The 15,280-nt window shown below is 36.6% G+C and carries 12 protein-coding genes; 8 read left to right on the top strand and 4 right to left on the bottom strand.

The window, feature by feature from the left end; genetic code table 11:
• Positions 1-330 precede the first annotated feature (330 nt).
• On the bottom strand, positions 331-1,026 hold the full coding sequence (locus MF1_RS04425) for an HAD family hydrolase (RefSeq protein WP_161510559.1): 696 nt from the start codon (positions 1,024-1,026) through the stop codon (positions 331-333).
• Positions 1,027-1,382: 356 nt separating this feature from the next.
• Between MF1_RS04425 and MF1_RS04420 the strand changes: the two genes are divergently transcribed.
• Positions 1,383-2,519, top strand: coding sequence for a site-specific DNA-methyltransferase (locus MF1_RS04420; protein ID WP_161510558.1), 1,137 nt, complete (start codon positions 1,383-1,385; stop codon positions 2,517-2,519).
• 52 nt (positions 2,520-2,571) lie between these two features.
• Here the strand turns inward: MF1_RS04420 and mutY are convergent, their stop codons facing one another.
• Positions 2,572-3,678 carry an A/G-specific adenine glycosylase gene (mutY, locus tag MF1_RS04415; RefSeq protein ID WP_161510557.1) on the bottom strand — a complete coding sequence of 369 codons (1,107 nt, stop codon included), beginning with the start codon at positions 3,676-3,678 and terminating at the stop codon, positions 2,572-2,574.
• A 158-nt stretch (positions 3,679-3,836) separates the two neighbouring features.
• Between mutY and MF1_RS04410 the strand changes: the two genes are divergently transcribed.
• The 3 genes from MF1_RS04410 to ppdK all read left to right on the top strand — a co-directional run bounded on the left by MF1_RS04410 (position 3,837) and on the right by ppdK (position 7,913).
• Positions 3,837-4,337: a DUF721 domain-containing protein gene (locus MF1_RS04410; RefSeq protein WP_014923881.1), complete on the top strand. Its 501-nt coding sequence runs from the start codon at positions 3,837-3,839 to the stop codon at positions 4,335-4,337.
• An 82-nt stretch (positions 4,338-4,419) separates the two neighbouring features.
• Entirely contained in the window at positions 4,420-5,076 is a 657-nt protein-coding gene (locus MF1_RS04405; RefSeq protein ID WP_161510556.1) for a DsbA family protein, read from the top strand.
• A gap of 170 nt (positions 5,077-5,246) precedes the next feature.
• Positions 5,247-7,913, top strand: a complete 2,667-nt coding sequence (ppdK, locus tag MF1_RS04400; protein WP_161510555.1) for a pyruvate, phosphate dikinase — start codon at positions 5,247-5,249, stop codon at positions 7,911-7,913.
• Positions 7,914-8,134: 221 nt separating this feature from the next.
• Here the strand turns inward: ppdK and MF1_RS04395 are convergent, their stop codons facing one another.
• On the bottom strand, positions 8,135-8,968 hold the full coding sequence (locus MF1_RS04395; protein ID WP_161510554.1) for a peptidoglycan-binding domain-containing protein: 834 nt from the start codon (positions 8,966-8,968) through the stop codon (positions 8,135-8,137).
• A gap of 1,007 nt (positions 8,969-9,975) precedes the next feature.
• Here MF1_RS04395 and MF1_RS04390 point away from each other — a divergent pair.
• The 3 genes from MF1_RS04390 (at position 9,976) to MF1_RS04380 (ending at position 11,674) form a co-directional block, all read left to right on the top strand.
• Entirely contained in the window at positions 9,976-10,314 is a 339-nt protein-coding gene (locus tag MF1_RS04390; protein WP_161510553.1) for a hypothetical protein, read from the top strand.
• Positions 10,315-10,774: 460 nt separating this feature from the next.
• Positions 10,775-11,152, top strand: a complete 378-nt coding sequence (locus MF1_RS04385) for a DUF5330 domain-containing protein (RefSeq protein WP_011179168.1) — start codon at positions 10,775-10,777, stop codon at positions 11,150-11,152.
• Positions 11,153-11,263: 111 nt separating this feature from the next.
• A complete protein-coding gene (locus MF1_RS04380) occupies positions 11,264-11,674 on the top strand; it encodes a SufE family protein (protein WP_011179169.1) in 411 nt (136 codons plus the stop codon).
• A 100-nt stretch (positions 11,675-11,774) separates the two neighbouring features.
• Here MF1_RS04380 and MF1_RS04375 read toward each other — a convergent pair whose 3' ends face one another.
• On the bottom strand, positions 11,775-12,212 hold the full coding sequence (locus tag MF1_RS04375; protein ID WP_011179170.1) for a Ros/MucR family transcriptional regulator: 438 nt from the start codon (positions 12,210-12,212) through the stop codon (positions 11,775-11,777).
• Between the two features lie 891 nt (positions 12,213-13,103).
• On the opposite strand from MF1_RS04375, the gene MF1_RS04370 reads away from it, so the two are divergent.
• The gene (locus tag MF1_RS04370) at positions 13,104-15,197 is read left to right on the top strand and encodes a S9 family peptidase (RefSeq protein WP_161510552.1); all 2,094 of its coding nucleotides are present in this window, start codon (positions 13,104-13,106) and stop codon (positions 15,195-15,197) included.
• Positions 15,198-15,280: the final 83 nt, after the last annotated feature.

Raw genomic sequence — 15,280 nt, 5'->3', positions numbered from 1 at the left:
TATGTGCTTTTAAAAGAAGAATTGTATTAAGATCTTATTTGTAAGTTGTTTTTGTTCATGCTCTTAACAAAAGGAGGCAAAGTTTATTTCTAAGAGTATCAATTTCAGGGTAGATTGAAACAAAATGTATCTTTTGCACAATAAGCAGAGCCAAAATTGCATAGAGATAAAGGTTTTACTCATATGACAATGGTGTCTATTAATTATTTATCATACGCCTCAATGCAGTTATATTTTAGCTCTTAGAGGTGTGTTTTAATTGAAATAAGGGCATCTTAGTAAAAATATCACTGAGAAAGTTTTTGAGTTGATATACGTCTAAGAGACATTTTATGATGAATTTTGCCATATTGCCATTGCTTCTAAGACTTCGAGTAAATGCGCATGTTTGGCGATAGATGTTTCGGCGCCGGCATCTACAAGTGCATTAGAATGGCTAAGATAACTGTGTGATCCTCCCGTAAAACCGATGACACGCATGCCTGCTGCAGTTGCGGCGTGTACGCCATGGATAGAATCTTCTATGACAATAGTATTTGAAGGCTTTGCATGTAATAGATGTGCGGCAAAAAGAAAAACATCTGGTGCAGGCTTTGCTTTTTTTGTTCCAACTTCAGGCGCAGAAAATATTTTATCTTCAAAAAGATCATAAAGACCGACGGTGGTAAGCATTTCTTTTATATCTACGCTCTTTGCATTAGAGCAGATACAACAGGGATAGCGAGATTTAACTTTCTCTACTGCTTCTCTTATGCCATCAATGGCACGTAATTCAGTTTTTATTTGTGCACGAAACAGATTTGACATTTGATCTATGAGATGAGCAGAAATTGGTTTCTCTGTTTCTTGTTCAATTCTTTTAAGAATATCGCGAAAAATAAGCCCTGTATAACGTTCACTCAATTCTTCAGGTGATATTTCATATCCAGTTTGTTTAAGTAATTGAGATCCAATTTTTGCTGCGAGATATTCAGAGTCTACTAAAACTCCATCACAATCGAAAATAATGAGATTTATCTGAGGCATGAGATATTCCTTTACATGTTATTTATAGCTTAAGAACTTGCTTAAAAATGATATTGAGAAGGCTTTGTTTCATAAAAACATGCATTGAAAATGATTCCTATTTGTTTGATAAAATAAAGGGAAGGATAAGGATATGTGAAGAGTACATTGAAAGAAAGATAAGGAGTTGTCAGTATGAAATTGCTTTGTTTTTCTTAAAAAAGCAAAAACAAATATCCATTTTGCAGAAACGCCTTATCAATTTTGAATGAACTTAACAATACATTTACTCTATTTTGTAAATATAGGTCAGTAAATGCAAGCCTATAAGTCATTTTGATTATGGGATAATTTCAGTTCATTTTGTTGGGTATTTCATGTCAGTTATTCAGCTTCAAAAAGATTTCATTCGGACTTCTTCTCAGACGTCGTGGCGTAATAAAATTTTAAAAGGAGATTGTGTTGCAGTGCTGGAAAAACTGCCCAAACATTCTGTTGATGTGATTTTTGCAGATCCTCCTTATAATTTACAATTGGATGGTGCTTTATACCGTCCGGATCATTCACTTGTTGATGCCGTTGATGATGCCTGGGATCAATTTGAGAGTTTTGCTGCCTATGATGCCTTTACACGGGCATGGCTGCTCGCATGTCGTCGTGTATTAAAACCCCATGGGACGCTTTGGGTTATTGGATCTTACCATAATATTTTTCGGGTTGGTACGGCATTACAAGACTTAGGTTTTTGGATGCTTAATGATATCATTTGGCGCAAAAATAATCCCATGCCTAATTTTCGCGGGCGTCGCTTTCAAAATGCTCATGAGACACTTATTTGGGCTGTCCGAGATCAAAAGGATAAAAAATACACATTTAATTATGATGCCTTAAAAGCCGGGAATGAAGATGTACAAATGCGTTCAGATTGGCTTTTTCCTCTCTGTACGGGTGCTGAACGTTTAAAAGATGAGGCAGGGCGTAAATTACATCCAACGCAAAAACCACAAACTTTATTAACACGTATTATTATGGCTTCCAGTAAGCCGGGTGATATTATTCTTGATCCGTTTTTTGGTTCGGGAACGACAGGCGCTGTTGCCAAACTTTTGGGGCGTGATTTTGTGGGTATTGAACGCGAGCAGCAATACATTGATGCTGCATATGAAAGGATCGCTGCAGTTGAACCTTTAAATAAACCAGAATTAGGGATTTTGGATAGAAAAAAAGCAGAACCGCGTGTAGCATTCAACAGCCTGCTTGAAGCAGGTTTACTCTGTCCTGGAGAAGTTCTTTATGATCGGAAGAAGCGCGTATCTGCTATTGTAAGAGCTGATGGCACTCTCATGTATAGTGGTGAAGTTGGTTCTATTCATGCAATGGGGCGAAAGGCTCAAGATTCGCAAAGCTGTAATGGTTGGACATTTTGGTATTACGAGGAAAATGGACGGTTGAAATCAATAGATGATTTAAGAATGATAATACGTTCACGAATGTTAAAAACTGGTATTTCGTGAGAAATGAATCAGTTCATGCTGAATGAATATTTCGTTTTTTCAGCAGATAGCGTCATTTTAACTTGAAAGGATTGGGAATTGCCAAGGCAATGGCTTTTTTCATAACTGTAGGAAGTGCCTGTTCGGCAAGATGATGAATGTCGCACCACCAGCCATTTTCACATTTCATTTCTTGAACACCACTGATATAGTAAACGTCAAGTTTCAAAGAAAAATGGGTAAAAACATGCGTAATTTGTCCTTTGAATTGCCAATTGGCAGTAAAGGGTGCGTTTTGGAGTCCGTTTTCGTTGTTTATTCCAATATTGTTCGGGATTTGGGTCATCCCATCAAGGAGTTTTTTACCCTGTCGTTTTTCTAGATAAATTTGCTGCTTTTCATTAAGCACAACAAAAGCGATACCAGTGTTTGAAGGGCGTTCTTTTTTAGGTGCTTTGACTGGAAAGGACTCTACTTTTTGCATCTTTTCTGCTTTGCAGAAACTTTGAAGAGGGCAGAGTAAACAGGATGGTTTGCGCGGTGTACAAATTGTCGCCCCTAGATCCATCATGGCCTGAGCAAAGTCACCAGGGCGATTGAAAGGAGTGATTTTTTGTGTTTTCTCTTTAATTTCGGCTTTTGCTTTGGGCAATATTGAGGTGATAGCAAATAAACGGGTTACAACGCGTTCGACATTACTATCAATTACAGCTACAGGGTGGTTAAAAGCAATTGCGGCGAGTGCTGCAGCAGTATAGTCCCCAATACCGGGTAGAGTACGCAGTACTTTTACAGACTGTGGAAATTGTCCTGCGTAGGTTTCGACAAGCTGCTGGGCGCAATTTTTAAGGTTGCGTGCGCGTGAATAATAGCCGAGGCCAGCCCATGCTTTCATGATGTCATCTTGTGAGGCTTTCGCTAAAGAAGAGAGGTCAGGCCAAAGTTTCAGAAACTTTTTAAAATAAGGCTTAACAGCTTCGACAGTTGTTTGTTGAAGCATGATTTCAGAGAGCCAAACGCGATAAGGATCAGGGCGGATGCCTTGCCTTTGTTCCTCAGGGGTAATACGCCATGGTAAATGCCGATGCTTTTGATCATACCAAGAAAGAAGGTGTGAAGAAATTTCATGCATGATTGTTGTTAGCAACAGGAAGATATAAAATGCAAAGGAAAAAAGCATTTATTTTGCAAATCATGGTTCATTTTTTCCCCTTAGTTATTGTTAGTTACGTAAGTATCTAATTTTGTCGATATTTCATTAATTTTTTAAGATAAGAGTTCTTAGATGAAAGAAAAAATTGTTATAATTTGTAAATATTTTGGTAATGATTTAGAAAAATGAGCAAACAATTCCAAAAGCGCCATTTCTATTCTCTTTCTGAGACAGTATCCAAAATGATTGATCCAGTTTTACGCAAACGGACAGGACTCAATGTGGCACTTCTAGAGCATTGGCCAGAGATTGCAGGTCGTGATATTGGTGAACATACAGTACCACTCAAAATTATTTGGAAATGTCGCGTAGATCAAGATAGAATGTTCCAACCTGCAACACTTGTTGTGGCTTGTGAAAGATTTGCTGCGTTAAAATTGTTGCATGAAACAGATGAATTGCTCCATAGAATTAATGGTTTTTTTGGATATGTTGTTCTTGACCGCATCAAGATTGAGCAAAGATGCGTTTCTGTTCTGAACGATCACCTGCAGACGAAGTTAGCTTTGAGTGAAAAAGACAAAAAATGCGTGGAAAAAATGCTTGAGAGGGTTGAAAATGAAAGCTTACGCCAATCACTTTATGAACTTGGCTGTTGCATTTTTGCAGAAAAAAAGAGTAAATAGAGTAGAGTATCTTCCCTATTTTTCTTTAGTATAAAGAGTATAGGGTTCTTATTTGTTTAATAACAACAGAAAAGTATTATTTATGATAAAATGTCGTTCCTTTTTGCCTTTCGCTATAATTTTTGCCTTAATGACAATTGTACAAATTAGTGCGACTGCCATTTTAGCTGCTGAAGTTAAACCAGTTTCACATGTTGATATGGCCGAGGTCCTTCAACCAGGCAAGGTTAAGGATAGGGTTGAGGGAGAGGCGAATGCACCAGTGACAATTGTTGAATATGCTTCATTGACGTGTGCGCCTTGTGCGCATTTTTATAATGATGTACTTCCCCAAATTCGTAAAAAATATATCAAAACAGGAAAAGTAAAACTTATTTTTCGAGATTTTGCTTTTGATCCTCGGGCAACAGCAGGCTTTATGTTGGCCCGGTGTGCACCAGAAGATCGCTATTTTCCTTTGATAGAAGTCTTATTTCAGAAACAGCATGAGTGGGTTTGGGAACAAGACGCTCTGACACCATTGAAAAAAATTGGCTTAATGGCGGGTTTTACCGATGAAAGTTTTAATGCTTGTCTGAAAAATCAATCCATTTTAGATGAAGTGAATATGTCTTTTGAGCGTGGAAAAAAACTTGGTGTTACAGCAACACCTACCTTTTTTATTAATGGTAATAAATATACAGGTGTGATGTCGGTAGAAGCCTTCTTTTCGGTGATTGATAGTTTTCTTAAAAACTAAATTTTCTGTATTGATATCTGTGATCATTATTCTTCTTTTGGGGGAGAATGGTTTTTGCAGTTGATGAAACAATATTTCTTTGGTTTAGCCAATTTTGAATCAAATCATTACTGTTGATGATTAGCCTGGCTCAAATGATGTTTTGATGCTGATATGGGAGGATTTGTACGATGACAAAATGGGTTTACAGTTTTGGTGATGGCAGTGCAGAAGGAAGTGCAAGGGCACGTAATCTTCTCGGTGGCAAAGGGGCTAATTTGGCAGAAATGAGTAATATTGGTCTGCCTGTACCTCCGGGATTTACTCTTACGACAGAAGTTTGTAATTTTTATTATGCACATGGTAAGTTATATCCAAAAGAATTACAGGAAGCTGTCGAACAAGCACTTAAGCATATTGGTGAACAAACAGGATGTGAATTTGGTAACGAAGAAAAGCCACTTTTACTCTCTGTTCGTTCAGGAGCTCGGGCTTCTATGCCAGGAATGATGGATACAGTGCTTAATCTTGGCATGAATGATGCAACTGTGAAAGCAATTGCTTCACAAGCCAATAATGAACGCTTTGCTTATGATAGTTATCGCCGGTTTATTCAAATGTATTCGAATGTTGTTTTGGGATTAGATCATTCGTATTTTGAAGAAATTCTTGATGATTTAAAAGTACGAAATAATTATGTTGTCGATACAGAAATCACAGCAGCTGATTGGAAAGATGTTATTGTTTCTTATAAGGCATATATTGAGGAAAAGTTAGGCAAACCTTTTCCGCAAGATCCTAAACAACAGTTGTGGGGGGCGATCGGAGCGGTTTTTTCAAGTTGGATGACAGCCCGTGCAATCACTTATCGTCGATTACATAATATTCCTGAAAGTTGGGGAACAGCAGTTAATGTACAAGCGATGGTGTTTGGCAACATGGGAGAAGATTCAGCAACAGGCGTTGCATTTACACGCAATCCATCAACTGGGGAAAAAGAGCTTTACGGTGAGTTTTTATTTAATGCACAGGGTGAAGATGTTGTGGCGGGCATTCGAACTCCTCAAAATATCACAGAAAATGCGCGTATTGTTGCGGGTTCAAATAAGCCATCTTTAGAAAAAATTATGCCAGAGGCTTTTGGGGAGTTGTGTCAGATCGTGCAGAAGCTTGAACAGCATTATCGAGATATGCAAGATCTCGAATTTACAATTGAAAAAGGTAAATTATGGATATTGCAGACTCGTTCGGGAAAACGAACAGCACGTGCGGCCCTAAAGATGGCAATTGAAATGGTTGAGGAAGGGTTGATAAGCCGTGAAGAGGCGGTAATGAGGATTGATGCAAAATCGCTTGATCAACTTCTACATCCGACACTTGATCCTAAAGCAGCGCGTTTTGTTATCGCACGTGGTTTACCCGCTTCTCCGGGGGCGGCAACTGGTGAAATTGTTTTTACTTCGGAAGAGGCAGAAACTGCATCGGTGGAAGGGCGCAAAGTTATTTTGGTGCGCATAGAGACAAGTCCAGAAGATATTCATGGTATGCATGCAGCAGAAGGGATTTTAACGACGCGCGGTGGTATGACAAGTCATGCTGCTGTTGTCGCACGTGGTATGGGAAAGCCGTGTATTTCTGGTGCAGGGAGTGTACGGATTGATTATAACACAAATACAATGTTTGTTTTAGGGCAAAGCTTTAAGAAAGGAGATGTCATTACGATTGATGGTGGAAGTGGGGAAATTTTTAAAGGGAAAGTTGCGATGTTGCAACCTGAGCTTTGCGGGGATTTTGCAAAATTAATGGAGTGGGCTGATGAAATGCGGCATATAAAAGTTCGTGCCAATGCTGAGACACCGTCTGATGCACGTATGGCGCGTTCGTTTGGGGCTGAGGGTATTGGCCTTTGCCGTACAGAGCACATGTTTTTTTCTGGTGAACGTATCGTCGCTGTGCGTGAAATGATTTTAAGTGATGATGAAAGCGGCCGTCGTAAAGCGTTGGATAAGCTTTTGCCAATGCAGCGCTCAGACTTTGTTCAATTGTTTGAAATTATGTGTGGTTTGCCTGTTACTATCCGCTTATTGGATCCACCATTGCATGAATTTTTGCCAAAAACGGATGCAGAAATTCTTGATGTTGCAGCAATTATTGGAGTTTCTCCTGAAGTGCTTGCTGAACGTGCACAGCAGTTGCACGAATTTAACCCTATGCTTGGGTTACGGGGATGCCGTTTGGCTATTACTTATCCAGAAATTGTGGAAATGCAGGCACGGGCAATTTTTGAAGCAGCAGCAGAAGCGGCTCAAAAATCTGGATCTCCTGTCATGCTTGAAATTATGGTACCACTTGTTGCACTTAAATCTGAACTCGATTTTGTGAAAGCACATATTGACCAGGTTGCTTGTGAGGTAATGAAGGAAAAGAGAAGCACTATTCAGTACATGGTTGGGACGATGATTGAGCTTCCAAGAGCAGCTCTTCGAGCAGATGAAATTGCGAAAACTGCAGAATTTTTTTCATTTGGAACAAACGATCTGACGCAAACCACTTTTGGAATTTCGCGCGATGATGCCGCTCCTTTTTTAGAAACGTATTTTCAAAAAGGACTTTTGGAACAAGATCCTTTCGTATCTATAGACCGTGATGGAGTAGGGGAACTTATTTCTATTGCTGTACAGCGCGGACGTTCGCAACGTGCAAAAATTAAACTAGGAATTTGTGGTGAACATGGAGGCGATCCTGCTTCTATCGCTTTGTGTGAAGAAAATGACTTAGATTATGTTTCCTGTTCTCCTTTTCGGGTGCCAATTGCGCGCTTAGCAGCAGCGCAGTCGGCAATTGCAAAAAAGACATAGGAGTTTTGGAATATTTTTGTTGTAGGGCTGTTGTGGTAGGCTAAATAAATTGTTCCGTACCCGTCATTTTCTTCATTAAAGGAAAAAATCTGGGATACACTATGAGTTGTATGTGAGAGAGAAAGTGTGTCTTTGATAAATTTATGAGAAAAACTATCAGACAGAGTAGCATAATTATTCACATGCTTTCAGTATTTACTTTATAAGATAGGTGATGACCTTCAATTCAACAAACCAACTTCATGCATTTTTATCAAAACTGCATGATTGATTTTACCCGTTATGGGAAGACCAAACATTTTTTGAAATTGTTTTAAGGCTTCTATCGTCTTCTGGTCTTCTACACCTGTGACAATAACCTCTTGATTACCAAAAATACGTAAGGCTTTCTGCACTTTTATAATATCTACAACAGGAGGTTCTAAAACAGTTTCAGTTGAGTGAGGCAGATCTTTTGTCTTTGTTATTTCATTTTCCATCTCCATTTCGCTACGCTCAATTAATAGTGTAATTTCATCTACTATGGGTTTTGATAAAACACTGTTTTGTATTCCGTCAGCAGTTTGTTGTTTCCATAGTGCTATTGCACGGCGTGTTTTAGGTCCCTCTAGTCCATCTAAAGGACCGTCATAAAGTCCTAGTTTTGCTAGCTTCTTTTGTATTTCTAGCGTACTTTCTGATAGAGAACGTGAAGGTGAATTTTTGTGTAGATGATTTGGAGGAAGTACAGAAGTAACACGTCGATTTTCTTGAAATTTTACTTCTTTTGAGGACAAAGCGGAATTTTTTTCTATAGTTGGAACGGATGTGAATTTCATTTGAGTAAATATATCTTGGTGTATTTTTATTTGCGAAAATAAAGCATTAAATGAAAAAAATCCAAAACTAATAGTGAAAATAATAAATCCCAAAGAAAACAAAGTATTTTTTTTTGTATAGAAATAAAGTCGTTTTAATATCCAAAAAAGCAAACGACAATTTATGAGAAAAAATATTACAAAAATATTACGTTTTTGTTTGAGTTTTTCTTTGCGTATCTTTCTTTTTTTTTTCATTATTTTATTTTTATTTCCAATTACGATTGTTTCTTACACAGAAAGGAATATAAATTATTCTCATTTCCAGGGAGAGGGAGATACATCTACATTTTTGCTCTCTCTCCTTTCAAATTGTTAAAATAAATAAAATCGCCATATTAAAATTATCATTTTATAAAACAGTGGCCTTTATCTACTTTTCTCAATCTTATCATCGCTTATAATCAATTCTCCGTGATCATCTACGACAGTTTATACATCATCTTATTAACCCTTTTTGCACATATATTTGATAGCATGTGCAATAAGTTGAGACATCTTATAATGCTGGGAAGCCAATGTCGGCATCCTTCTCTCAAATGTCTTGCATATATGAACTTACGCCTCCCTGTAACGGTGTGATCAGCGTAGTTGCTATAATAGCATCTCATGTGCCGATATAAATCCACTCTACTAATATTCGATAAATTTTGTAAACTTTATCTAGAGTTATTCTCAATAAAAATATCTGCAAGATGATAGTCAACAGCCTGCTCTTCTCAATTTTATATTGGAGCTCTCTTGTCGCAACAGAAAATTGTAACAGGTGCTACAAAGAATTCTGAGCTTCACCCATTAACATAGTTATTATCTTATTATTTTTCTATTGTAATGTACTCACTTTCATTAGAGTGTGATGAGAGTGGTGAGTCCATATATTTTCAATGGCTCTTCTTTGACTATGCAAATTTTATATTAAATTGCTTGATTCTATACCCTTAAGTAGAATTTAAAAAAAAGGTGGAGTGGTGGTAACGTTCTATTTATAGAAAATAGGAACGTTCCCAGGGAGAGGTCTGACATCAGTAGCTAAGATTGGCAAAAGATTTATCGTTTATTGAGAGTAAGTTTCTGACATGCGCGTGAAGAATGAAAGCATTACTTGACGTTTTGGTGAAGGCTTTCATTTTATTTTAAAAACAGTAGCTTAATGATGAGAATTTTCTCTTTTCTTCAGGTAAATAGCACTCTTATTGATAAACGTTATGAATTTTGGTGTCAGAAAGGGATTTCGAATTCGGTTTTGGAAGCGCTTTCCAAGAACGATAGGTTATGATGGTGAAGCTGTGAGAATTGATGCCGCTGTTGTTAGGCTTCCTCATTATGTTGGAAGTGTTATTATATATTGGGCTGCAAGCTACAGAGGAGACCAATATGAGAAGGAGGTGTTGGGAAAAAGCAAGCCAAGATTCGACCCTGAAGAATCAGGCTATGGTGGATGTTTTGAGCGAAGTTTTACATTTTTTCTTACTTCAGGAAATTGGAATGATATAACTAAAACACATCAGTTTTTGGAGGGGGTGAAAAGACCTAGTTATTGGTGATCAAGGTTATGTTTAGAGGCAAAAAGAGAAGGGGTGAAGAAGCAAAATTGGATCTTTATTCTATTCTTCCTTCCCGCTCAAAGAGAAAAGCATCGCATAACGATGATGAATATCTTTAGAAAGAATGCCATTTTATCGAAAGCTTTTTCTATAAACTCAAATACTTAAAACATATCTTTTTGTTTCTATAAAAAAGTTTTTTCTTTTATGGGATTTCTGGTTTATAATTCAACTGTCTTCCGATTTAGAGAATGAGATGCACAGAATCTAACGAAAAGATAATACGTCCTGTTTTTGCACAGTCGCATCCTATATTTTTAACAATATAGTTAATAACACAAATCTGATAAACGAGAGTTCAGTTTCATAAGATATTAATTTTATAAATTTTTTATAAAGAAGAAGAGTACAGAATACAGCTTTTATTTCGTTTGCAATTATCGTATACCAAATTCTGCGCATGATACGTTTTTTGATTAAATTATCATTTTTTTTGTTTTTTGTTTTTGTTGTTGTTTCATTCTTTGCAGTAAAGCCAACTGGTAACCATTTCTTTACTCAAAGAGAGAATGAGACAACAATGAGCGATGTCATGACTGCTTTTAAAGACACTTTAAATGATTTAGGAACATTTTGTGAACGTAATATAGAAGCTTGCAAAGTTGGAAAATCCTTTCTAAGCTCACTGAGTGAACGTGCATATTATGGTGCAAAAGCGGCCTATGAGTATCTGGGAAGTATATTAGGTGACAAGAATATGGCTCAGCCAGAAAATACTTCTCCTAAGGTGGATGCACAAAAACGCACACAAAGACAGAATTATCCAACACTACCTTGAAATAAAAGTTTTTAACGCTCACTATGGTTTTATGCTAAGAGGAATAAACGCTTTTTTTGTCAATCAAATGCATCGACATGATTATCAAAAAAACAAAACGGAACTGAGGTTATGGCAGAAACGATCGATGATATTATAGAAAACTTTTCTCTTCTAGATAACTGGGAAGATCGTTATCGTTATGTAATTGAACTTGGCCATGAATTACCGCCTTTTCCAGAAAGCGCCAGAAACGATTCTCATAAAGTTCCTGGTTGTGTAAGTCAAGTGTGGCTTTTATCTTCACGTGATAATTCTGAAAATCCAATATTAACGTTTCAAGGCGATTCTGATGCCCACATTGTGCGTGGACTTATCTATATTCTTTTCGCCTTCTATTCAGGAAAAAAAGCTTCGGAGATTCGTGATGCCGATGCTGAAGGATTCTTTGAAATACTTGGTTTAAACGAAAATCTCACACCACAACGATCAAATGGTCTTAAATCGATGATTGAACGGATTCGTAACGAGAGTCATTTATGAATCAAACTCTTGTAACAAAAACTATCCAAAACTTTCATAGAAAATATGCCTGCTAAAAAGCACTTTGTATATACTGGATGTAACCATTTTTAAAATGCGATTACTTGGTTTTCTTCCGTTTGCTTTTGCGTCCAAGCCCCATTTCTTTCGCCAAAGCTGAGCGTGCCTTTGCATAATTAGGTGCAACCATAGGATAAGAACTGTCCAACTGCCACTTTTCACGATATTCTTCTGGCAACATTCCATAATGTGTCATGAGATGGCGCTTCAAAGACTTAAATTTCTTCCCGTCTTCAAGGCAGATGAGATAATCGGGAAAGATCGAACGTTTTGGGTTAACGGCAGGTCTTTGCTTTTCAACTTCGACTTCTGTTAACTCTACGTTCCCTGCTTTACGGAAAGCGGCATGAACATCAGTAATCAAACTTGGCACTTCAGTGGGGCGGATCGAATTATTACTCACGTAAGCAGCAACAATATCAGCAACTAATGTAATAACTAAATTGCTTTCAGTCTCTAAGACTGGACGATGTTCCATTCTTTTTTCCTTTAATTTAAAATCGAGATATTATTGGCACTCATACTCATAATAGAGATCCCATGCACGTAGGTTTCATATTGTACAAAAATCTTTTTTGTCAATTCAATTATTCTATAAAATCGTCAAAACACAAAAAAATCAAATAAATACCTATTTTTGGTCATAATATCTTATAAGAAGAACTGAATTATTTTCTGCTAGAATATAGTTTTTTGATAAAATATTATACATAATATTGAAATATATCATAAATATAAAAAATAATATAGAATGAATTTATTTGTTTTTTATCAAAAATAGAAATAAAAATTTAAATTTAAAAATGTAATAAATAAAATAAGTTTTGTATTTTATGTATTTATAATATTATTATTTATATTTATAAATTTACTTTTTTATTATCATAAGGTGATTTTTTATAAATATAAAAAATATTTTAAAAGATTTTTAAAATTCAAAACAATATATTTAATAAATTAAAAAATTAAAATATCTTCTAAAGATATAGAATATAATAGAATGATATACAATTATATATAAGCCTGCCACCACAGGATCTTTTCATCGTAAAATTATACATCCTGAATAAATTTTTTTCCTAAAATAAATTTTATTGTGTATATCCAGAAACAAGTTCTACTGTTTGAAAAAAAATTCAATTCTGCTACCAAAGAACTTAGTTTTTTTAACATGTCTATCAGCGACGTTATCCTCATAAGGATAGTACTTGTGATATGCAACAAACAGAAGTGCAGAGTGTCATTGTGGAAATTGTCGCCGTTATATTTTTGCAAATGAGTGGAGCTTATAGATTTACGCATTTGCATAAATGATATGATTCTAACATAGAAACGAAAAAACCATAGAGATATTTTAATAGGATTGTGTATGACCTGCTATTCTGTACTTCCACCTAAAGCATCCAAAATTGTTTATAAAGACGTGTATCACGGTATTTGTCGCGATGATCCCTATCACTGGTTGCGTGCATCTAATTGGCAAGACGTTTTTAAAAATCCTAGTTGTCTTGACGAAAATATTAGGCTTCATCTTGAAGAAGAAAATGCTTATCAGGCTGCTCAAATGGCTGATACCAAGCCATTACAAGATTTGCTTTTTGCCGAAATGAAAAGCCGCATCCCAGAGAATGACAGTTCCATTCCTATAAAACATGGCCCTTTTGCTTACGGATTCTGTTATGTTACCGGCGGTCAGCATCCACATTATTTTCGTACATCAAGGAATGGTGGGGAAAAAAATGTTTACCTTAATGGTGATGTTTTGGCTGAAGGGAAAGAATATTTCAATTTTGGTTCGGTTCAAGAATCTCCTGATCATACACATGTTGTCTGGACTTATGATGACAAAGGATCAGAATTTTACAGAGCTAAAATTCGTAATTTGGAAACATTGTCTGATTGCACGGAAACAATTACTGATACATCCGGACAGATTGTATGGGATGCTAAATCTGAAGGTTTTTTCTATACTAAGATGGATGAAAACCACCGGCCTTCTGAGCTCTATTATCACCGATTAAATACTGATCAATCGCAAGATAAGCTTATTTTTCGGGAAGATAATCCAGGATTTTTTTTACATGTAAGCGGTTCAAAGCTTAATGATGTTATTTATATTAATCTTCATGATCATGAGACATCAGAAATTTGGCTGATCCCTGCTAATGCACCTCTCACTGCTCCCCAATGTGTACGGAAGCGACAAAAAGGTATTGAATATTCACTTACAGAAGGTGGTGATGTCTTTTATATTCTTACCAATTTAGATAATGCAAAAGACTTCAAAATTATGTTAGCGCCGTACACATCCCCACAATCAGAAAATTGGTCTGAACTTGTGCTACATCAGCTTGGCTGCTTGATCATAGCCCATGATGCTTATCAAGATTTTCTTATCTGGCTCGAGCACTTTGAGGGGCTTCCCCGTATAAAAGTAATGGAGCGTACCACCAAACAAATTCATTCCATTTCTTTTTCAGAAGAAGCTTATTCGTTAGGTCTCCAAGGCGCTGCAGAATATAACAGCCAAACCATTCGCTTTTCCTATTCATCTATGACAACACCTGATCAAGTTTTTGATTATGAAATGAAAAGTCGCAAACGAAAGCTTTTAAAGACGCAAAAAATTCCCTCAGGGTATAATAAAGATGAATATATAACGCGACGCATGACAGCAATTGCAGACGATGGTGAGAAAATCCCTATTTCACTTTTATATCATAAAGACACAGTTCTTAATGGCAGTGCGCCTTGTCTTCTCTACGGGTATGGTGCCTATGGAATCTCTGTTCCTGTCAGTTTCAATAGCAATATACTTTCTTTAGTTAACAGAGGTTTTATTTATGCTATTGCCCATATTCGTGGAGGAAAAGAAAAGGGGGTTGAATGGTATGAAAAAGGAAAACATCTTTTTAAATACAATACATTTACGGATTTTATTTCTTGTGGCCGCTACCTTGTAAAGAATAAATTTACTGCTCATGACCGCCTCATCGCTCACGGTGGCTCAGCAGGAGGGATGTTGATGGGTGCTGTTGCAAATATAGCTCCACAGGATTTTGCTGGAATTGTAGCGAATGTGCCTTTTGTGGATGTCTTGACAACTATGTTAGACGCTTCACTGCCACTAACGCCTCCAGAATGGCCTGAATGGGGGAATCCTATTGAATCACAAGAGGATTATAATCTTATAGCCTCTTATTCGCCTTATGATAATGTCAAAGCTCAAGAATATCCTTCTATCCTTGCGATTGCAGGATTAACTGATCCTCGTGTAACCTACTGGGAGCCCGCAAAATGGGTAGCAAAACTACGCGACTTAAAAACGGATGATAATGCAATTTTATTACGCATTAATATGGATTCAGGTCATGCAGGTGCGGCTGGACGTTTTTCAAAACTAGAAGAAATTGTGTATATCTACGCATATATCCTAAAAATAGCGGGAAAAAACTGCTGCTAACTTGAATATCTTTTCTTTTTGAAAGGCTCTATAATTTTATGAATTATGGAGCCTTTAAATATAACATAAAAAAAATTATGCGA

The organism is Bartonella quintana (genome assembly GCF_009936175.1).
GTDB classification, from domain to species: Bacteria; Pseudomonadota; Alphaproteobacteria; order Rhizobiales; family Rhizobiaceae; genus Bartonella; species Bartonella quintana.
Note: the sequence above shows the minus strand (reverse complement) of the source record. Positions and strands in the feature narration are given on the sequence as shown.